Source organism: Actinomadura fibrosa, from assembly GCF_900659615.1.
Classification (GTDB): Bacteria; Actinomycetota; Actinomycetes; order Streptosporangiales; family Streptosporangiaceae; genus Spirillospora; species Spirillospora fibrosa.
This window is the reverse complement of sequence record NZ_CAACUY010000032.1, coordinates 1-20,215: the sequence shown is the minus strand read 5'-3', so window position 1 is coordinate 20,215 and position 20,215 is coordinate 1. Positions and strand designations below refer to the sequence as shown.

The window sequence follows — 20,215 nt, the reverse complement described above, 5'->3', positions numbered from 1 at the left end:
CGTCCGGCGGTCGTCCACAGGTCCTTTCCGGGTCCCGGCGCCGTCCACAGCCTGTGCGCGACGGCTCCGCGAGAGGCTCGGGGCATCCGGGACGCCGGCCCGTCCGAGCGGCGGTTCAGCGCTTGCGGGCCTGGTGCTTGATGCGGCCCGTCAGCTCCGTCACCTGGTTGTAGATGGCGCGGCGCTCGGCCATCAGCGACCGGATCTTGCGCTCGGCGTGCATGACCGTCGTGTGGTCGCGGCCGCCGAACTGCTGCCCGATCTTCGGCAGCGACAGCTCGGTCAGCTCGCGGCACAGGTACATCGCGATCTGGCGCGCCGTCACGAGCATCCGCGAGCGCGACGGGCCGCACAGGTCCTCGATCGTCGTCCCGAAGTACTCCACCGTCTGCGCCATGATCATGGCGGCGGTGATCTCCGGCCCCGAGTCGTTGGGGATGAGGTCCTTCAGGACGATCTCCGCGAGCTTCATGTCGACCGACTGGCGGTTCAGGCTCGCGAACGCCGTCACCCGGATCAGCGCCCCCTCCAGCTCGCGGATGTTCGTCGCGATCTGGGACGCGATGAACTCCAGCACGTCGGGCGGCGCGGCCAGGCCCTCCTGCCGGGCCTTCTTCTGGAGGATCGCGATCCGCGTCTCAAGCTCCGGCGGCTGCACGTCGGTCGTCAGCCCCCATTCGAACCGGTTGCGCAGCCGGTCCTCCAGCGTCACCAGCTCCTTGGGAGGGCGGTCGCTGGAGATGACGATCTGCTTGCTGGCGTTGTGGAGGGTGTTGAAGGTGTGGAAGAACTCCTCCTGCGTCTGTTCCTTGCCCTCAAGGAACTGGATGTCGTCGACGAGGAGGATGTCTACGTCCCGGTAGCGGCGCCGGAATCCGTCCGCCTTACCGTCGCGGATGGAGTTGATGAAGTCGTTGGTGAACTCCTCGGAGCTCACGTAGCGGACCCGCGCGCCGTTGAAGAGGCTCTGCGCGTAATGGCCGATCGCGTGCAGCAGGTGCGTCTTGCCGAGGCCGGAGTCGCCGTAGATGAACAGCGGGTTGTAGGCCTTGGCCGGCTGCTCGGCGACCGCGACGGCAGCCGCGTGCGCGAACCGGTTCGAGGACCCGATGACGAACGTCTCGAAGGTGTACTTCGGATTCAGCCGAGCGTGCTCGGACGCGCCGCCCGTCCCCTGGCCGCCTCCAGAACCCCCTGGGCTGGGCGCGCCCGTACCAGGACCGGAACCGCCCCCGGGACCGCCTTTCGGACTGCCAGGCCCAGGACCCCCAGGCCCGAGTGGACCGTTACCTTGCGCCGGGACGGGACCGCGAGCGTCGTCACCCTCGTCATCGCGATAGACGCCTTCGCCCCGGTAGGAGTCCTCGGGACGGTACTGGTCCTCACCGCGGTACTGCTCCGCCCCTGCGAACGGCTGCTCTGCCCCAGGAAAGGACGTCTCCCCCTTCGGGAAGGAGTCGTCGTGACCGAGCGGACCGTCGTTCCCACCCTGCTGGGGCTCACGTCCCTGTGACTCGGAACGGCCACCGGACCGCAAGGGGCCGAGCGTGCGGTCATTGAGATGGGACGGGGCATGCGGAGGCCGACCGGGGGGCTCTGCTCCGTAGCCCTCAGACCCGTACGCCTCGGGACCGCCACCGTAGTTCTCCCCGGAGTAGCCCTCGGCGCCGCCGAAGCCCTCCGTACCGTTCATCCCGGACGGGCGACCTCGTCCAGGGGGACCCTGGCTTCCACGTGAGTCGAACGGGACCCCGCGTCCACCCGGCCCCATCCCATACGCGGGCGGCCGGGGAGCGGGCGGATAGGCGTTGCCGTGTTCGGAGTCGCGCTGCGGCCATCCACGATCCTCGTCCTGCTGTGGATAACTTCCGGAGACTCCGGCCCCGTGGGTACCTCCCGACTGCGTCCGGTACCCCTTATCCCCATACCCCTGGTCGCCGTAAGGCTGCTCGGGATACGGACGGTCGGACCGGTCGGTATAAGGCTGCTCTCCGTATTGCTGGTCCCCATAAGGACGGCCACGATCCAAGTCGTCGTGCTGCTGCTCGCCATAGGGAGGACCGGAGTCGCGCCCACCCGCCCCCGGGCCGGGACCACCCGGCACCGGCGCCGCCAACGGCTCGCTTCCGCCCGGCCGGGGGTTGCCGCCCGGCCCGCTTCCGGCGCCCCCCGGAGGCTCCGGCTGGACGGTGACCGCGACGCGGATCTCCCTGCCCAGCTCATGCGAAAGCGCCTGCGTGATGAGGTTGCGGAGCCGCGTCTCCAGCGCGTCCTTGGCGAACTCGTTCGGCGCCGCGAGGAGCGCGGTGCCCTCCACCAGAGCCAGCGGACGGACCATCGGCAGCCAGGCGCGGTAGCTCGGCGAGAGGTCGCTCTCAGCCAGAGCGGTGAGGGTGCGGGCCCAGACCGATCCGAGATCCTGTCCGTCCATGCGCAAGGTCCCCTCCCCACGACTCCGCCGAACGGAGTACCTGACTGCCCAGCTCTCCCACGGGTCGCGGTCCGCCTCGTTGGGCTCGGCCGCGACGCGGGAGACTTACTCTCTCACGAGTTGTCCACAGAGTTGTCCACATGCTGTGCATGAGCATGAGGCACCCTGTGTAAAAGCCCACAGCGCGGGCTCGGAGAGACGAGATCGAGGTGCTTCCCGGTCGTCCGCCAGTGCGGGCGGGAAGCGTGCGGGGCGTTACGGGGGATGGTGCTCGAACGGGACCTGATTCGTGCTGCGAAGGGGGAAGCTCGAAGGGGAACCGACATCGGGTCGTCCATGGACCGCTGAAGGAGTGTCGGCTTGCCCGCAAGACCTTAACCGGTGGCCGTCCCGCCCGCAACACGACTCGTCCCGTTCACCACTGGACCAGCGCCACTCCCCAGCGCACTGACGGCCCACCCCCGCACGCGCCTCGACACCCACCCCCGCACGCGCCTCAACACCCACCCTCGCAGACGCCCCGCCCTCCAGACTTCAGGCACAGCTCTGCTCTCAGGATGCGCCCCCCGCCGTCCACTCTCAGGGGCGCCTCAACACCTAGCCTCAGGGCGCCTCATCTTCGGAGCTCGGGGACGCCTTGCCCGTCCGGACTCCAAGTGCACCACTGCTCTCAGAAGCGCCTCGCCGTCTAGCCCCGAGGCCGTCTCGAACACCCGGCCTCGGGACGCCTCATCATCTGGCCGCGGGACGCCTTACCGGTCCGGCGCTGTGGCGCCTTCATCGTCTGGGTTCAAGGGACCTGCCACCCGTCCAGGCGGCGGGGTGCTCCGTTTGACCGCATGCCCGGGTAGCCCGTAACGTTCTGAGGTCGAGTCGCATCGACGGAGATGACGCGTGCCCGCCGGCCGCCCCTCCTGGGAAGCACGGGTGGGCCCCCGCTGCGGGGGACCAGACGCGGTCCTCGATGCGAGCTATCGAGCCTGAAGCCGAACCGAACCGCAGCACTGGAGCCTCGAGTGAGCAAGCGTACTTTCCAGCCGAACAACCGTCGCCGCCACAAGAAGCACGGCTTCCGGCTGCGCATGCGCACCCGCGCCGGGCGCGCCATTCTCTCCGGGCGCCGCGGCAAGGGCCGCGCCCGCATCGCGGTCTGACCGAAACCCCTTCCCATGCTGCCGTCCGGGCACCGGATGCGGCGGCGGGACGACTTCACGCTGGCCGTCAGGCGCGGGCGCCGCGCCGGACGGCCAACGGTCGTCGCCCACCTGCTCCAGCCGCGCGAGGAGCCGGAAGCGCCAGCGCCGCCGCTGGTCGGATTCATCGTGGCGCGGACCGTCGGCAACGCGGTCGTCCGCAACGCGGTGCGCCGCCGGCTCCGTCACCTCGTGCGGGCGCACCTCGACCGACTCCCAGCGGGTAGCCTGCTCGTAGTGCGCGCCAACCCCGCCGCGGGGACGGCGCGCCCTGACGAACTGGCCGCGGATCTGGAGTCGGCGATCGACCGGCTGCTGCGGCCCGCGTCCAAGGGGCGAAGATGAGGAGTCGGCACGGGGACCAGATCCCCGCCCAGCACCCGGCGGGGGCCCCAGGCCCCGTCGCCGCGGTGCTGATCCTCCTCGTCCGCGCCTACCGCCGCTTCTTGAGTCCCCTGCTCGGGCAGCAGTGCCGCTTCCACCCCAGCTGCAGCGCGTACGGCCTGGAGGCCCTCCAGACCCACGGCGCGCTCCGCGGCGCGTGGCTGACGGTCCGGCGGATCGGCCGGTGCCATCCCTTCCACCCCGGGGGTTACGACCCGGTGCCGCCGAGGAAGACGTCCGGGACGCCCGTCCCCGGGGAGGCCTCCCTCCGGGAGAGCCCCCCGGCGGCCTCCTCGAACTCCGGCCGCGAGGAGAGCGGCCCCGCCCTAGCAGAGCCCAAGGAGCTGCCCGGTGCTTGATTGGCTGTACGAGATCGTCTCTCAGCTCATTGTGTGGATCCACACTGCGCTGAGCACCGTCGTCCCCAAGAACAGCGGATGGGCCTGGGGCGGCTCGATCATCCTGCTCACGGTCCTGCTCCGGCTGGCCCTGGTTCCGCTCTTCGTGAAGCAGATCCATGCCTCGCGGAAGATGCAGGAGCTGAACCCGAAGGTCCAGGCGCTTCGCAAGAAGTACAAGAACGACAAGCAGCGCCTGAACCAGGAGGTCATGAAGCTCTACCAGGAGAACGGCGCCAACCCGCTGTCGGGCTGCCTGCCGCTCCTGGTGCAGATGCCGGTCTTCATCGGCCTCTTCCAGGTCCTCAAGCGGATCTCGGACGCCGACCCCGGCAAGGGCGTCTTCGCCGTCACCCCCGACCTGGTGCAGAGCGCGCAGAAGGCGAACATCTTCGGGGCCCACATCCCCGACACCTTCCTCAACGCCTGGGGCGCCGACCCCAAGAGCTGGACGGCGATCATCGTCACCGGCATCGCCGTGGTGATCAGCTCCTGCACGACGTTCTTCACCGTCCGGGCCAGCATGAAGCGCCAGCCCGTCACCGACGACGCCAACCCGATGATGCAGGCGCAGAAGATGATGGTCTTCCTCGCGCCGCTCTTCGGCCTGTTCGGCCTCGGGTTCCCGCTGGGCGTCCTCATGTACTGGGTGACGTCGAACAGCTGGACGCTCGCCCAGCAGCACTACATCTTCAAGCGGTACCCACCGCCCGGCACCCCCGCCGCCGAGGCCAGCGCCGCCGCGGCCGCCAAGGGCAAGCCGGCGGGCACCGCGGGCAAGGCGAACGCCAAGGGCACGGCGGCTCCCGGCGCCAAGACCCGGCTCAAGAAGGACGCGGCTCCGGCACCCGAGCCCGAGGACACCAAGCCGAAGGTCGTCCGGAACCAGCCGACCCGCAAGCCGCGCAGCAAGCGCAGCGGCAGCCAGAAGCGCTAGTTTGAACCCCGAGCCCGTGCCGGAGAAGGAGACCCCGTTGAGCCAGACCGACACCACCGAGGTCGACGTCCAGGCGCTCGAACAGGAAGGCGAGATCGCCGCCGACTACATCGAGGGCCTGCTGGACATCGGTGACTACGACGGCGACATCGACATGGACGTCGAGGGAGAGCGCGCGGTGGTCGCGGTCGTCGGCGGCTCCCTGGACGAGCTGGTCGGCAAGCGCGGTGAGGTCCTGGAGGCGCTGCAGGAGCTGACCCGGCTGGCCGTCCACCGCCAGACCGGCAACCGGACCCGCCTCATGCTCGACATCGGCGGCTACCGCGAGCGCCGCCGCGCCGAGCTCACCAAGCTCGGCACGGACGTCGCCGACGAGGTCAAGCAGGCCGGCGAGTCCAAGCCGCTGGCGCCGATGACCCCGTTCGAGCGCAAGATCGTCCACGACGCGGTGGCGGCCGCCGGCCTCCGCAGCGAGTCCGAGGGCGAGGAGCCCGAGCGCTACGTGGTCGTCTACCCCGCCTGAACGCGTATCCCGAACGGCCCCGGCACATGCTGCCGGGGCCGTTCTGCGTTCCACCTCAGCGGAGGCGCGGGGGCGGGATGGCATGACAGGGGCCCCGCGCCCTGACCGGTACGGGGCCCCTGCGGATGCCCGGTGTGCACCGCCGCCCTAAGCACACCGGGCGGGTCCGTGCGTTACCGTCGCTCGTGCGGCGCGGGCCGGGTCTGCGGAATGACCGTCCTGTTCTGGGCGGCGGGATCCTGCGCGACCGCGGGATCCTGCGCGACCGCCGGATCCTGGGCGGCATGCCCGCTCGGGACGTCGCTCACCCGGTGCTCGATCACACGTTCGACCCGCTCGGCCGGACGCCCCATGGGCGCGCCGTCCTCCTGGATGATGTGCTCCTCGCGGACGACGGCCGCGGGCTCGTCGCCATAGGCGGGGTCAGCTCCGACGACACGTCCGGCACGGCGACGAGGCCGGGTGTACTTCAAGGTGAAGCCCATGCTGATCAGTCCGACCAGGATGAGGATCCATCCGACCAGGTGAATATCGACGCCACTGAGATCGACGCGGAGGGCGAACGCGAGGATCGCACCGATGGCGATGAACGCGAGACTGACTCCGATTCCCATCTTCCGGAGCTCCTTCCGGGGGGCTGGCGGGTAACGCTGAACCCTCATCTACCCCCAGATCGGCGAATATTCAGGGGGAGAGGCGGTTCTCGCCCTACCGGAAGGTCCAGATGGTCCCTGGGCTGGGACGTTTCGTGTGCACGCCGCCGTAGGTTTTTGTGGAACGATTCGTACGGTGGGGATTGCACGTGAGGTATTCGGTGACGCGCTCCCGGTCGCGGAGCGCTACGCGGCGTTCCTCGCGGACGCGGGCGTGGAGCGCGGGCTGATCGGCCCGCGCGAGGCCGACCGGCTCTGGGACCGGCATTTGATCAACTGCGCGGTGGTGGCCGAGGCCATCCCGGACGGCGCCGAGGTCGTGGACGTCGGCTCCGGCGCCGGCCTCCCGGGCGTCGTGCTGGCGATCGTCCGTCCCGACCTGAAGGTCACCCTCCTGGAACCGCTGCTGCGGCGCACCACGTTCCTCAACGAGTGCGTCGACCTCCTCGGACTCTCCAACGTCGAGGTGCGGCGGGGCAGAGCGGAGGAGGCCGCCAAGGACCTCTCGGTCGACGTCGTCACCGCCCGCGCCGTGGCCCCCCTCGACCGCCTCGCCGGGTGGGCCCTCCCGCTGCTGCGTCCGGGCGGCGAACTGCTGGCCCTGAAAGGCGAGCGCGCCGCGGCCGAATTGGCGGAAGCCGGTCCCGTTCTGGAGCGATTCGGGGTGCGTACCACCGAACTGCTCCAAGTCGGGCGCGGTATGGTCGACCCGCCGACAACGCTTGTCCGCGTGGTCGCCGGCCAGGACGCCGGGGCGGTCGGGCGACAGCAACGCGCGCCCCGGCGCGCTAAAGGGTCGAGGAAGAGGTCTTCATGAGCACGGGACCAGGACTGGGCTGGCCTGACCGCGCCGACGAATCCCCCGACGATCAGCCGTCCGGCCTGGGCGGGCCCGGCGAGGACGAGACCGCCGCCGCGGGCTCCGACACCGGGGCGAAGGGGGAGGCGGGCCCGGGCGCCGCGCCCTCCGGGCACGCCATGTGGGGCAACACGACGTCCGGAACCGCGGAGAACGTCGGCTACGTGCCGACGAACACCGGCGCGCAGCCGCCGCCGGGTCCGCGCAAGGGACCATCTCAGGGGGAGTCAGAACTCGTGCGCGAGGCGCTCAAGGACGCCAAGGTTTCACGTGAAACGGCCGGCAACGCACTCACGATGATGTCCGGCCGCAGGGAGAAGGAGTGGCCGCGGCCCGCCCAATGCCGGGTCATGACCATCGCCAACCAGAAGGGCGGCGTCGGCAAGACCACCAGTTCGGTGAACCTCGCCGCGTCCCTCGCCATGCACGGCGCCCAGGTGCTCGTGGTCGACCTCGACCCGCAGGGCAACGCCTCGACCGCCCTCGGCGTCGAGCACCACGCCGAGATCCCGTCCATCTACGACGTCCTGATCGAGGACATGGCGCTGGCCGACATCGTCGTCCCCGCCCCCGAGATCCCCAACCTGTTCTGCGCGCCCGCGACCCTGAACCTCGCCGGCGCGGAGATCGAGCTGGTCTCCAAGGTGGCCCGCGAGTCCCGGCTGCGCCGCGCGCTGGACGCCTACGAGACCGAGAAGTTCGACTACGTCCTGATCGACTGCCCGCCGTCGCTCGGCCTGCTCACCGTCAACGCCCTCGTCGGCGGCGACGAGCTGCTCATCCCCATCCAGTGCGAGTACTACGCCCTGGAGGGCCTCGGCCAGCTCATCCGCACCGTCGACCTCGTCAAGGCGCACCTCAACCCGAAGCTCAACGTCTCGACGATCCTGCTGACGATGTACGACGCCCGCACCCGCCTCGCCGCCCAGGTCGCCGAGGACGTCCGCAACCACTTCGGCGACGTCGTCCTCAACACCGTCATCCCGCGCAGCGTCCGGGTCTCCGAGGCGCCGAGCTACGGCCAGTCCGTCATGACCTACGATCCAGGCTCCAGCGGCGCGCTCGCCTACAGCGAAGCCGCCTCGGAGATGGCCCACCGGGGGGCGGCCAAGTGAGCCAGCAGCGCCGCGGCCTCGGCAAGGGGCTCGGAGCCCTCATCCCGACCGCCCCGCCTCCGCCCACCACCGCGGACCCCGGCACCGCGGGCGAACCGGGCTTCCCGGGCGGTGGAACGCCCGACCCCAGCCCGCACGACGCCGGACCCGACATCAAGCCGGTCGTCGGCGCCCACTTCGCCGAGCTCCCCGTCGACTCGATCACGGTGAACCCGCGGCAGCCCCGCAAGCACTTCGACGACCTGGCCCTCGAAGAGCTGGCCGAGTCCATCGGCATCGTCGGACTGCTCCAGCCGGTCGTCGTCCGCAAGGCCGACCTCGACGACCACGACTACGAGCTGATCATGGGCGAGCGCCGCTGGCGCGCGTCCCAGATGGCCGGCCTGGACGTCATCCCCGCGATCGTCCGCGACACCGGCGACGACGACCTCCTCCGTGACGCGCTCATGGAGAACCTGCACCGCCAGCAGCTCAACCCGCTGGAGGAGGCCGCCGCCTACAGCCAGCTCCTCAAGGACTTCGGCGCCACCCACGAGCAGCTCGCCGGCCGCATCGGACGCTCCCGTCCCCACATCACGAACACGCTGCGCCTGCTGAACCTCCCGCCCGCCGTCCAGCGCCGCGTCGCCGCGGGCGTCCTCTCCGCCGGCCACGCCCGCGCCCTCCTCTCCCTCGACAGCGTCGAGGCCCAGGAGCACATGGCGCAGCGCATCGTCCAGGAGGGCCTGTCCGTCCGCACGGTGGAGGAGATGATCAACCTCCGCGAGCTGGACGACGAGCCCAAGGCGCCCCGCCAGGGCCGCCGCAAGAAGCCCGTCGCCCCCGGCCTCAAGGAGATCGCGGACCGCCTCTCCGACCGCTACGACACCAAGGTCCGCGTGGACATGGGCCGCAGCAAGGGCAAGATCGTCGTCGAGTTCGCCACCCTCGAAGACCTGGACCGCATCATCAAGTCGATGGCCCCCGACGACAACAGCCCACCCGACTTCTAACCCACTCACCCCAGCGCCCCGGCCCGACCGGGGCGCTGCCGTTTAGGAACCACTCCGGAACACCCGATCCTCCCCCACCACCTAACTGCGGTGCCTGGCGTCCGCTGCGCTTCCACACACTGTGCGTCACCGCGTCCGCTTGCCGCGCCAAACTTCCCGTGTGGCTCGGACCCGCCTTCGCATCGCCGGACGGTGGCGTCGCATCGCCACGTCCACCAGACCGCGACGCGTCCACATGTCATACGAACCGTCTTGTGCCTGCCGTCTCGCTGGGGGAACAGCGAGTGCGTCCCACTTCCGCGCTCTTTCCCCCGCCGCGCTGTCGCGCTCTGCTCGCCGCACCGCTTGCGCGAGTGCCGGTTGCGGCGCGCGGGTCGACTGCCACCGTGCCCACTGCGCCCGCCGTCGCCGTGCCTTGTGCGGACTGCGCTGCCGCACGCCATCTGCCACGCCAACTGTCCACGGTCCACCGCGCGGTCGCACCGCTAGGCGCTGCCTACCGTGTAGCCGTGCCCGAGTCGGTTGTCCCCCCGCGCATCCTGCCTCGCCACCGCCCGTGGTCTGTCGCCCCGCAGGGCGCTGCGCGCCGCACCCATCCCACTACCCCACTGCTCGCCGCACGCCGTGTCGCTGCGCCAGGTTCACTCCCCTCCACGGTCATGCACGAATCGGCCGCGAAGCTACTGGACGCCGCACCACCGCGCCCAAGCCCAGCATTTGTGCCTGCTGCCGCACTGCGTCCACGTGCCGTGCCGCTGCCCGTGCGCCCACCACGCCTTCGCACCGTCGGACGCTGCTCGCTGCACCGCCGCGCACTGGTTATCGCCGTCACCGCGTTCATGCGCCGCGCCAGACCGCCCGTGAGCCTGCCGCCGTCGCATCGACGGACGCTCACCGCCGCGTAACCGGATGCTGTGCACCGCATCGCCCCATCCGCGGCGTCGCTTCGCTGTATGTGCTGCGCCACCACGCCCGCGCCCACTGTGCCCCTGTACCCGAGCCACAACAACTGGGTCCGCCATCCCCCATGCCGCTTGTGTCACCACGCGTCCACGTGCCGAGTCCTTCACCCGCCGTGCCGTTGCACCGACCGCTCCCGTGTTGCCGCGCGCTCGCTGTGTCGCTGTGCGCCAAGCCCCCTATGTCGCCGTCCGTTTCGCTGGCGCTCCCTTGCCGCGGGCCTTGTCCGCCACCCCACCGCGCGTCCATACGCCTTGCCAGCCACCCGCCATCAACTAGGCGTGCCATGGACGCTCGGACCGGCTTTTTGGGCTGGACGGCCAACCATCTTTCAGCGCTACGTTTCCCGTGAAACATCGCCAGCGGCGACTTCTCAGGCCAACCGCCGATGAGCCAGGCGTCAACCGACGCCCAACACAAGCAAGGCCAGGCAACGTTGGACTGGGCCTACCGCCCCCTGAAGTTCATCTGAAGGGTGTGCTCGGCTGCCGTGTCCGGCCTATGTTTCACGTGGAACCTCGTCCTGCGAGGGGCCGCCTCGAACGGCATCAAGGCCGCTGAGAGGCGAGCACCGCGCCACGATCACCGGGCCACGTTCGCTGTTTCACGTGAAACGGCCTCACTGGCGTGCTGCGCAAGCACCGGCGATGCGGCGGACGGCGTCACGGTGCAGGGCTCACAAGGACACGCGGAAGCACCGAATCGCCGTCCCCAAGCTCCAACGCTCGCTACCCCTCGCGGCCCCATAAGCCACACCAACTGCTCAGCCGCGCCCACGCCATCACACCGTCGGCCGTCACTCGCCACACCGCTGCTTGCTGACCAGCTGCCGTAATCACGCCCCCATCGGCCGGATACACCGCACCGCTCGTTTTGGACGCACCTCACGGCTCGGGCCATTGCACCGAAGGGGTGCTTGTGCACTGCACCACCGCGCCGCCACGTACCACCTACCGTCATCGCGGTATCGTCGCGACGCTCCCCGACTCCGCGCTGCCGTGCCCCGCCCGCTGCACTGCTTGGCGTTCACACGCCGACCGACCGCTTCAGGCTTGCTCCCGAGCCGTACCGCTGCACGCGTCCGCGCCGTACTGTCACGCGCTCGTCCGCCACAGCGTCCCGTCATCACGCCCGCCGGACGCCCACATGCCGCGTGAGCCACCTTTGCGTACCCACAGCGCGCGTCCATTCCGCGCTTGCCCGTCGCGCTGCCACGTTGGCGCACGCCACCTCCCTCGACCACATGCTGTACGGCATCGAGACCTTCACCCGCCCAGCTCGGGTTCATCTGCCGTGTTGACCGCCTTATGCGCACCGCCTCGGCCCGGTGCAGCACGTGTCCTGCGCCGTACTGCCGTGCTCCTTCGCCACCACGCGGTCGCGCTCCCTGCCCGCTTCGCCGTCGCGCTTCGCCTGCCGCGCTGTCGCACCGCCGGTCGCTGCCTGCCATGCCGCGGTGCCTGAGTGACCGTGGCCAGTGCGCGTCCATGTGGCGCGTCGACTGTCCGTGTGCCGCCACATCGCCGTGCCGTCGCACTGCGGGTGCCGCTCGCGTACTACTGGGCGGACGCGCATTCGCTTGCTGTGCCGGTTCTGCGCGTCCAGGTGCCGTGCCGGTCAGCCCGTGTGCCCGCCGCAGCGGCACGCGGCCGCAGCGTCGCGCCGCTTTCCCGCGCCCGCCGTGTTGCTGGGCGCTCGTCCGCTTGCGGGTCCGCGTAACGCGCGAGCCGCCACGCGTCCATTACTGTGCCCCATCGCGTCCCCGAAGCCCCGGACGCCGCACCTGTGGCTCATGGCGCGTCTACGCGCCGGGCCTCCGTCCGTGCCGGTCGTTGCTCCCATGGTCGCCGCGCTCACGCTTGAGGTGCCCAGGGGGTGTTGTTGGGGGCTTGGGGTGGGTTAGAGGCGGGCTAGTAGTAGGGATTGGGCTACTTCGCCTAGGTCTAGGCCGGCGACGCTGATGGCGCGGGGGAGGAGGCTGGTCTCGGTCATGCCGGGGGCGACGTTGACTTCGAGGAAGTGGACGTCGCCGTCGGGGTCGACGATGAGGTCGGTGCGGGAGAGGTCGCGGAGGCCCAGGGCGCGGTGGGCGGTGACGGCGGCGGCGGTGGCGCGGGCGGCGGCTTCGGGGGTGAGGCGGGCGGGGGTGATGAACTCGGTGTCGCCGGCGTCGTAGCGGGCGGTGTAGTCGTAGAGGCCGCTCGGGGCGACGATTTCGACGGCGGGGAGGGCGGTGGGGACGCCGTCGCGTTCGATGACGCTGACGGAGACCTCGGTGCCGGCGATGTAGCGCTCGACGAGGGCGGCGTCGCCGTAGGCGAAGCAGCCGACCATGGCGGCGGAGAGTTCGGCGGCCTCGTGGACGACGGACGCGCCGAGCGCGGAGCCGCCGCGGGTGGGCTTGACGAACAGGGGGAGGCCGAGTCCGCGGACGATGTGGTCGAGGACGGACGCGGCGCCGAGGTCGTGGAAGACCTCCTTGGGGAGGGCGACGGAGTCGGGAGTGCTCAGGCCGGCCTGGCGGACGACGGACTTGGCGGTCGGCTTGTCCCAGGCGACGCGGCAGGCGTCCGGGCGGGCGCCGACGTAGGGGATGCCGAGGAGTTCGAGGACGTCGCGGATGGAGCCGTCCTCGCCCGCGGCGCCGTGCAGGACGGGGAAGACGGCGTCCGGGGGGTCGTCGGTGAGGGAGTCCAGGAGGGTGGCGTCCGCGTCGCGGAGCTCGACGGGGATGTCGCGGGAGCGGAGCGCCTCGGTGACGCGGCGGCCGGAGCGGAGGGAGACCTCGCGCTCGTAGGACAGTCCTCCGGCGAGGACGACGACGTGCCCGAGTTCCACAGCTGGTGCCCTTCAGACGAACGCGCCGGCCCCAGGGGGACCGGCGCGTTTCACGTGAAACATTCAGACGACGTCCGGCCCTGGAGTGTGGACGCCGCCGGAGCCGCTGCGCGCGGTTCCCCCGAAAGTGTCCCGCAGCTTGATCTCCTGCTCCACCACCGCCGCGAGCCGGCGGACGCCCTCGCGGATGCGGTGCGGCTCGGGGAAGCAGTAGGAGAGCCGCATGTGGCGGTGGCCGCCGCCGTCGGCGTAGAAGCCGGTGCCGGGGACGTAGGCGACGCGCTCGGCGATGGCGCGGGGGGCCATGGCCTTGGAGTCGAGTCCCTCGGGGAGGGTCAGCCAGACGAAGAAGCCGCCGGCGGGCCGCGTCCAGGTGCAGCCGTCCGGCATGAGCTGGTCGAGGGCGTCGAGCATGGCGTCGCGGCGGGTGCGGTACAGCTCGCGGAAGTCCTTGATCTGCTCGCGCCACGGCTGGGTGGCGAGGTACTCGCGGACGGCGAGCTGGGAGAAGTTGGACGGGCAGAGGATGGCCGACTCGGCGGCGAGGACGAGTTTCGCGCGGACGGCGTGCGGGGCGAGGACCCAGCCGACGCGGAGGCCGGAGGCGATGGTCTTGGAGAACGAGCCGAGGTAGATGACGCGGTCGGAGTCGTCGGCGCGGAGGGCTCGCATGGGCTCGCCCTCGAAGCCGAGGAGGCCGTAGGGGTTGTCCTCGACGATGAGGACGTCGTACTCGGCGCAGATTTCGAGGATCTGGGCGCGGCGCGCGGTGGTGAGGGTGACGCCGGCGGGGTTCTGGAAGGTGGGGACGGTGTAGAGGAACTTGACGCTGCGGCCTTCGCGGCGGAGGCGTTCGAGGGTCTCGCGGAGCGCGGCCGGGATGAGGCCGCCCGCGTCGAGGGGGACGTGGACGACGTCGGCCTGGTAGGCGGCGAAGGTGCCGAGCGCGCCGACGTAGGAGGGGGCCTCCGCGAGGATCACGTCGCCCGGGTCGATGAAGATCTTGGTGATGAGGTCGAGGGCCTGCTGGGCGCCGACGGTGACGACGACGTCGTCCGCGGATCCGTGGACGCCTTCGAGGGACATGACCTCGCAGATGTGCTCGCGGAGCGTCTCGTCGCCCTGGGCGGAGCCGTACTGGAGGACCTCGGCGCCCTTGCCCGCGACGAGCTCGCCGATCATCTCGCCGACGGCGTCGAGGGGCAGCGCGGAGACGTAGGGGGCGCCGCCGGCGAGGGAGACGATCTCGGGACGGGCGACCATCGCGAACAGGGCCCGGATCTCCGAGGGCACCATCCCGGCGGCGCGGGCGGCGTAGCGGTCGGTGTAGGCGTCTGTACGCGAGTGCTGTTCCACGAGGCACCTCCGAGGGTGGGACGCTGGCCCGCCTGCGTTCCGGGCTTGGCCTGCCCTGCAAACTACGGCATCGGGGAGCGGGTGATCCGGCGAACCCCCGGTCCGGTCGGATCCGGGTACCGCCGTGGCGAGCCGCGCGGGTGGTGGATCTCCTGTCCGATACGATGCCCGAGTGTCCCGGATTGTTGCCGGGAACTTTCCATGGAGAGGCGCCCTGCCCGACGAGCCCGGTACGGAAGGCGCGTGGTCCGGGCTCCGGCCGGCGGGCGAGGATCGCACAGCAGGGGGTGCCGACCCGGTGTCGCGTCGTCTCGTCAACATCACGCTGGACAATCTGGACGATCTGCCGCGGCGGTGCCGGGGCTGCGTGTTCTGGGAGCTGGATCCGGTGAGCCGGGAGCGGGCGCAGGAGAGCGGCGACTCGGCCCTGGAGAAGGAGGCGTGGATCTCCTCGACGCTGCTCGAATGGGGCAGCTGCGGCAAGATCGTTTATGTCGACAACGTCCCGGCGGGGTTCGTGCTGTACGCGCCGCCGCTGTACGTGCCGCGGTCGGTGGCGTTCCCGACGAGCCCGGTGAGCGCGGACGCCGTCCTGCTGATGACGGCGCACATCCTGCCGGAGTTCGCGGGCGGCGGGCTGGGCCGGATGCTCGTGCAGGGGGTCGCGAAGGACCTGACGCGGCGCACCGTGAAGGCCATCGAGGCGTTCGGGGACCTGAAGGGCGAGGAGGGCGGCTGCATGGTGCCGGCCGACTACCTGCTCTCGGTGGGGTTCAAGACCGTCCGGCCGCATCACCGGTACCCGCGGCTGCGGCTGGAGCTGAAGTCGGCTCTGTCGTGGCGTGAGGACGTCGAGGTGGCGTTGGAAAGGCTCCTGGGCTCCATGACTCCTGAAGGGGCGCTCCGGCCCGTCTGAGGCGTCCTGAGGCCCTCTCGCAGGTGTGGCCCGCACTCCGGGTGGAGTGCGGGCCACACGCGTTCCCGAGGGATCAGAGGAACTCGGCGAGGTCGCGGAGCAGCGCGGCCTTCGGCTTGGCGCCCATGATCTGCTTGACGACCTGCCCGTCCTTGTAGACGTTCAGCGTCGGGATCTGCAGGACGCCGTACTCGGCGGGCACCTTCGGGTTCCGGTCGATGTCCAGCTTGACGATCTCGATCTTGTCGCCGTGCTCCTTGGAGATCTCCTCCAGGATCGGCGCCACCATCCGGCACGGCCCGCACCACTCGGCCCAGAAGTCGACGAGGACGGGCTTGTCGCTCTTGAGGACCTCGACCTCGAAGTCGGCGTCGGTCACGGCTTTCATGGTTCTCCTTCGTTCATCGCGTCCGGGACGGGTTCCCGCCCCGGCGGGAGGCGTCAGCGCTGCGGCGCGGTCTCGGCGGCGGGCTGCGGCACGGTCTCCGCGGCGCCCTGGTCCTGGAGCCAGCGCTCGGCGTCGATGGCGGCCGAGCAGCCGCTGGCCGCGGCGGTGATGGCCTGCCGGTAGATGTGGTCGACCACGTCGCCGCAGGCGAACACGCCGGGGATCTTCGTCCGGGTGGTCGGGGCGTCGACGAGCAGGTAGCCGTCCGGGTCGGCTTCGAGCTGGCCGGCGAACAGCTCGCTGCGCGGGTCGTGGCCGATCGCGATGAACAGGCCGGTGATCTCCAGCGGGGTCTCCGCGCCGGTGCGGACGTTGCGGATCTGGACGCCGGTGACGCGGTCCTCGCCGTGGACCTCGACGACCTCGCTGTCCCACAGGAACCGGATCTTCTCGTTGGCGAACGCCCGGTCCTGCATGATCTTGGACGCGCGGAGCTCGCTCCGGCGGTGCACGACGGTGACGGAGCGGGCGAACTTCGTCAGGAAGATCGCCTCCTCCATCGCGGTGTCGCCGCCGCCGACGACGGCGATGTCCTGGTCGCGGAAGAAGAAGCCGTCGCACGTCGCGCACCAGGAGACGCCGCGTCCGGACAGGCGCTTCTCGTTCTCCAGGCCGAGCTCGCGGTAGCCGGAGCCGGTCGCGACGATCACGGCGCGGGCGAGGTAGGTCTCGTCGCCGACCTTGACGACCTTGGGGTCGGCGGTCAGGTCGACCTCGGTGACGTCGTCGGTGATCAGCTCGGCGCCGAACCGCTCGGCCTGCTTGCGCAGGTTGTCCATGAGGTCGGGGCCCATGACGCCGTCCGGGAAGCCGGGGAAGTTCTCGACGTCGGTGGTGTTCATCAGCGCACCGCCGGCGGTCACCGAACCCTCGAACACCAGCGGCCTCAGGTCGCCGCGGGCCGCGTAGATCGCGGCCGTGTAGCCCGCGGGGCCCGATCCGATGACGATGACGTTGCGGACGTCGCTCACTGTTCTGCGCCTCTCCTCGTTGGCCGTGGTGCCGGACGTCTTGTCGTGGCCGCCGCGGCGTCCGGCCACCGCATCTCCCGCCCGTGTCCTGTCCGGTGCGGTGCCCGTCCCGGCACGACCGGGCTTGCCAGTCGCGTCAACCGATCCTAGGGCCAGAGGATTCCCGGGGCGCTCCGGCGGCCCCCCGACCTGCCCCGGGAGTCTGGCTAAGGTTGCCGCCATGGCCAAGATTCTGCTTCTGCACTCGATGTACGGGCTGCGTCCCGCCGTCCACCAGGCCGCGGACCGGCTCCGCGCGGCGGGGCACGAGGTCCACGTCCCGGACCTGTACGGCGGGCGCACCGCCGGCACGGCGGAGGAGGGCATCGAGATCAAGGAGGAGATCGGCCGGGACGAGCTGCTGCGGCGCGCGGTCGCGGTGGCCGCGCCGCTGACGGCCGAAGGCGGGCTGGTGTACGCGGGGTTCTCGCTCGGCGGCGCGATCGCGCAGACGCTGGCGTTGGCGGACGACAAGGCGCTGGGGCTGCTGCTGATGCACGGGACGTCCGACATCGCGGACGACGCGTCCACCGACATCCCGGTGCAGCTCCACGTCGCCGATCCGGACACGTTCGAGCCGGTCGACTGGGTGAACGCCTGGTACCTGCGCATGCGGAAGGCCGGCGCGGACGTGGAGGTGTTCCGGTACCGCGGCGCCGGGCACCTGTTCACCGACCCGGACCTGCCGGACTACGAGCCCGAGTCGGCGGAGCGGGCCTGGGCGATCGCCCTGGACTTCCTGGGCACCCTCTGAAGGGACGCAGAAGGCCATGGACGGCGATCGTCCATGGCCTTCTGGTCGGACCGAGCCTCCGCCGGGCGCGCCCGGCGGCGACTAGGGTCAGGCTTTCGCTTCGGTGAGCAGGTGGGGGTCCTGCGCGGTGCAGTCGGGGCCGACGACCCAGACGTTCCAGCTCTTGGGGCCGCCCCGGACGGCGATCACGGTCGCCTGCCGTCCCTCGAACGTGGCCTGGTCGACGAGCTGCGGCGTCCGCCCGTGGGTGACGCCGGCGACGCAGTCGGTGAGCCGCGGGTCGGGCGCGATGCCGTCGGCCCTCGGCGCCGTGCCGGTGCCGAGCAGCTTCTCGACCTGGCTCGGGAGCGTTCCGGCGCGGTAGTCGGTGCCGCTGTGGGAGACGGTGTAGGACGGCGAGCTCATCGCGCGGTTCGACGGCGGGGCCGCCCCCTGCGCCGAGGCGCCGCGGTCCTTCTCGGCGTCCTGGACGGGGCTGCGGGCGGCGCTCTGGTGGTCGCCGCCGTCCGATCCGTCCAGGGCGATCTTGCCGACCACCGTTCCGCCGCCGAGCACGACCACCGCCGCCGCGGCGGCCGACAGTATCCGCCAATGCCGCCTTCCGCGCCGCTGCTCCATGCTGACGACGGTGGCGTTGTTCAGCGACTCCGCCGCGATGGCGGTGTCGATGCGCTCGGCCAGTTCCGCGGGCATGGACGGGACGGGGGCCTCCGCCAGGATCCGGGAGACGTCCGCAAGGTCGGCGGAGCGGTCCCGGCATTCGGCGCAGGTGTCGAGGTGCGCGTTGACGGAGGCGGCTCGGTCGTCTTCGAGCAGTCCTTCGGCCAGGTCGGCCAGGATGTCGTAGTCAAGGTGCGCGGGGTTCATCTGGGCATGCCACCTCCTTCCACACCTCCGACGTTCCTGGGGTCGCGTCGGTTCCGGTGCTGGACGAGAAGGGGCGCGAGCCTCGCCCGCCCGCGGGCGCAGCGGCTCTTGATCGTCCCGGGCGGGACCTCCAGGACCTGCGCGGCGTCGTCGACCGAGTACCCCATCATGTCGACGAGGACCAGCGCCGCGCGCTGCTCGAACGGCAGTTGCAGCAGGGCCGTGTGGACGTCGAGGGAGACGCCGTGCGCGTCGGTCGGGTCGGGCATCTTCGGCGCGACCGCGTCGAACGTCGCGTCGTCGCCCATCGGCGTGGCGGGGCGCACGGACTTGCGGCGGATCCGGTCCAGGCAGGCGTTGACCACGATGCGGTGCAGCCAGGTGGTGACGGCCGCGTCGCCGCGGAACCGCCCGGCGGCGCGGAACGCCGAGAGGCAGGCGTCCTGGAGCGCGTCCGCGGCCTCCTCAGGGTCGCCGAGGGTGCGCAGCGCGACCGCCCACATGCGGTCGCGGTGCCGGTGCACCAGCTCGGCGAAGGCGTGCGGGTCCCCCTGGGCGTGCCGGGCGAGGAGCTCCTTGTCGGAGACCTCGTCCGCGCGCATGCTCAGCGATGTCATAAGCGATCGCCTTCTCGTACGGGACGCCCGGGCGACGCCGGACGCCCGCGACCGGCCGCACCTGCTGGGGAAGACACCACGGGATCCTGGGGGGAGGGGACATTCTGCTCACAGGAACGATACCGACAAGCGCCGACCGACGTCACAGCCCATGACCTCCGCGTGATGCCTTGTGAGGAAAGGGTGACCGTCCCCGGAAGGGGAGCTCGCCCGTGCCCGCGCGTGCGGGCGGTCAGGACGCCGTGCCCCGGATGGAGACCTCGCTGACCTCGGCCCGCAACTGGCCGTCGGAACCGTTGGAGAGCTTGGTGAACCACAGCATCACGTACCGCGCCTTCGCCGGCCTGCTCAGGCGGAAGAGGACCTGACCGCCGCCGGACGTCGTGACCGTGTCGAGCTTGGACAGCGCGTTCACGTCGGCGGAGTCGCCCGCCTTCAGCTGGATCGTTGCTCCGGCCGTCATCGGGATCTGCGCCTTGATCTCGGCGACCGACGCGGGGCGGCCCAGGTCGAGGAGCAGGCCGACGCCGCTCTTGAGGCGCCCGAAGTCGGGGGAGGCGTAGTGCGAGGTGTTCCAGGTGGTCGCGGTGCTGCCGTCGATGGCGGCGCGGCCCTTCGCCGGGCCCTTGCCGCTGTCCTGCCCGACGGGGTCGACGCCCTGCGCGCTGTCGATCTTCAGCGTGGTCAGGCTGGCGGACGGGTTCGGCGACGGCGACTTCTTGGTCGGGTCGACGGCGCCGGTGCCGCCCTTGTCGCCGTCCGAGCCGTTGTCGGCCAGCGCCCAGGCGCCGAGGCCGACGATGACCGTGAGGGCGGCGGCCGCGACGCCGAGGAGGGCGCGGTTGGCGGACCAGCGGGAGCCCGAGCCCCCCGCGGTGCGGGACGGCCGGGTCGGGTCGGGCGGCGGGGCGCCGCCGTCGCGGTGCGCCCGGGTGCGGGGCGGCGGCAGCCCCCACCCCACCGC

19 protein-coding genes are annotated in these 20,215 nt (G+C 71.1%); 10 read left to right on the top strand and 9 right to left on the bottom strand.

From position 1 onward, the window contains the following. Positions 1–115: 115 nt before the first annotated feature. Positions 116–2,431: a chromosomal replication initiator protein DnaA gene (gene dnaA / locus E1300_RS14255; protein WP_131757468.1), complete on the bottom strand. Its 2,316-nt coding sequence runs from the start codon at positions 2,429–2,431 to the stop codon at positions 116–118. 1,016 nt (positions 2,432–3,447) lie between these two features. On the opposite strand from dnaA, the gene rpmH reads away from it, so the two are divergent. From rpmH to E1300_RS14230, 5 genes are read left to right on the top strand one after another with little or no spacing between them, the layout of a single operon-like run. Then, entirely contained in the window at positions 3,448–3,585 is a 138-nt protein-coding gene (gene rpmH / locus E1300_RS14250) for a 50S ribosomal protein L34 (RefSeq protein WP_131736510.1), read from the top strand. 15 nt (positions 3,586–3,600) lie between these two features. Continuing rightward, positions 3,601–3,969, top strand: coding sequence for a ribonuclease P protein component (gene rnpA, locus E1300_RS14245; protein WP_131757467.1), 369 nt, complete (start codon positions 3,601–3,603; stop codon positions 3,967–3,969). Next, positions 3,966–4,367, top strand: a complete 402-nt coding sequence (yidD, locus tag E1300_RS14240) for a membrane protein insertion efficiency factor YidD (protein WP_131757466.1) — start codon at positions 3,966–3,968, stop codon at positions 4,365–4,367. Before rnpA ends, yidD begins: the two co-directional genes overlap by 4 nt. After that, the gene (gene yidC, locus E1300_RS14235; protein ID WP_131757465.1) at positions 4,360–5,343 is read left to right on the top strand and encodes a membrane protein insertase YidC; all 984 of its coding nucleotides are present in this window, start codon (positions 4,360–4,362) and stop codon (positions 5,341–5,343) included. Before yidD ends, yidC begins: the two co-directional genes overlap by 8 nt. Positions 5,344–5,380: 37 nt before the next feature. Beyond that, on the top strand, positions 5,381–5,866 hold the full coding sequence (locus tag E1300_RS14230; RefSeq protein WP_131757464.1) for a Jag family protein: 486 nt from the start codon (positions 5,381–5,383) through the stop codon (positions 5,864–5,866). 173 nt (positions 5,867–6,039) lie between these two features. Here E1300_RS14230 and E1300_RS51540 read toward each other — a convergent pair whose 3' ends face one another. Beyond that, on the bottom strand, positions 6,040–6,480 hold the full coding sequence (locus E1300_RS51540; protein ID WP_207399718.1) for a DUF6458 family protein: 441 nt from the start codon (positions 6,478–6,480) through the stop codon (positions 6,040–6,042). Between the two features lie 175 nt (positions 6,481–6,655). Here E1300_RS51540 and rsmG point away from each other — a divergent pair, with 175 nt between their 5' ends. The 3 genes from rsmG (at position 6,656) to E1300_RS14210 (ending at position 9,485) form a co-directional block, all read left to right on the top strand. Continuing rightward, complete coding sequence (rsmG, locus tag E1300_RS14220; RefSeq protein ID WP_131757463.1) at positions 6,656–7,336, top strand: 16S rRNA (guanine(527)-N(7))-methyltransferase RsmG; 681 nt, start codon at positions 6,656–6,658, stop codon at positions 7,334–7,336. 338 nt (positions 7,337–7,674) lie between these two features. Then, positions 7,675–8,493, top strand: a complete 819-nt coding sequence (locus E1300_RS14215) for a ParA family protein (RefSeq protein ID WP_131757510.1) — start codon at positions 7,675–7,677, stop codon at positions 8,491–8,493. Further along, positions 8,490–9,485 (top strand): ParB/RepB/Spo0J family partition protein, encoded by a 996-nt coding sequence (locus E1300_RS14210; protein WP_131757462.1) that lies wholly within the window; start codon positions 8,490–8,492, stop codon positions 9,483–9,485. The genes E1300_RS14215 and E1300_RS14210 overlap by 4 nt, the downstream gene beginning before the upstream one ends. A 2,859-nt stretch (positions 9,486–12,344) precedes the next feature. On the opposite strand, the gene E1300_RS14205 is transcribed toward E1300_RS14210, so the two are convergent. Next, entirely contained in the window at positions 12,345–13,283 is a 939-nt protein-coding gene (locus E1300_RS14205) for a D-alanine--D-alanine ligase family protein (protein ID WP_131757461.1), read from the bottom strand. A 63-nt stretch (positions 13,284–13,346) separates the two neighbouring features. Beyond that, on the bottom strand, positions 13,347–14,579 hold the full coding sequence (locus E1300_RS14200) for an aminotransferase-like domain-containing protein (RefSeq protein WP_131757509.1): 1,233 nt from the start codon (positions 14,577–14,579) through the stop codon (positions 13,347–13,349). A gap of 358 nt (positions 14,580–14,937) precedes the next feature. On the opposite strand from E1300_RS14200, the gene E1300_RS14195 reads away from it, so the two are divergent. Next, complete coding sequence (locus E1300_RS14195; protein ID WP_131757460.1) at positions 14,938–15,555, top strand: GNAT family N-acetyltransferase; 618 nt, start codon at positions 14,938–14,940, stop codon at positions 15,553–15,555. A 73-nt stretch (positions 15,556–15,628) separates the two neighbouring features. On the opposite strand, the gene trxA is transcribed toward E1300_RS14195, so the two are convergent. After that, the gene (trxA, locus tag E1300_RS14190) at positions 15,629–15,943 is read right to left on the bottom strand and encodes a thioredoxin (RefSeq protein WP_131757459.1); all 315 of its coding nucleotides are present in this window, start codon (positions 15,941–15,943) and stop codon (positions 15,629–15,631) included. A gap of 53 nt (positions 15,944–15,996) precedes the next feature. Further along, a complete protein-coding gene (trxB, locus tag E1300_RS14185) occupies positions 15,997–16,974 on the bottom strand; it encodes a thioredoxin-disulfide reductase (protein WP_131757508.1) in 978 nt (325 codons plus the stop codon). 220 nt (positions 16,975–17,194) lie between these two features. Here trxB and E1300_RS14180 point away from each other — a divergent pair, with 220 nt between their 5' ends. Continuing rightward, positions 17,195–17,767 carry a dienelactone hydrolase family protein gene (locus E1300_RS14180; protein ID WP_131757458.1) on the top strand — a complete coding sequence of 191 codons (573 nt, stop codon included), beginning with the start codon at positions 17,195–17,197 and terminating at the stop codon, positions 17,765–17,767. Positions 17,768–17,854: 87 nt separating this feature from the next. On the opposite strand, the gene E1300_RS14175 is transcribed toward E1300_RS14180, so the two are convergent. From E1300_RS14175 to E1300_RS50045, 3 genes are all read right to left on the bottom strand, one after another. After that, on the bottom strand, positions 17,855–18,634 hold the full coding sequence (locus E1300_RS14175; protein WP_131757457.1) for an anti-sigma factor family protein: 780 nt from the start codon (positions 18,632–18,634) through the stop codon (positions 17,855–17,857). Next, positions 18,631–19,251 (bottom strand): RNA polymerase sigma factor SigM, encoded by a 621-nt coding sequence (gene sigM, locus E1300_RS14170; RefSeq protein WP_131757456.1) that lies wholly within the window; start codon positions 19,249–19,251, stop codon positions 18,631–18,633. Before sigM ends, E1300_RS14175 begins: the two co-directional genes overlap by 4 nt. A gap of 232 nt (positions 19,252–19,483) precedes the next feature. Further along, positions 19,484–20,215 (bottom strand): discoidin domain-containing protein (locus E1300_RS50045; protein WP_165502833.1); only part of this gene is annotated, 732 nt, incomplete at its 5' end.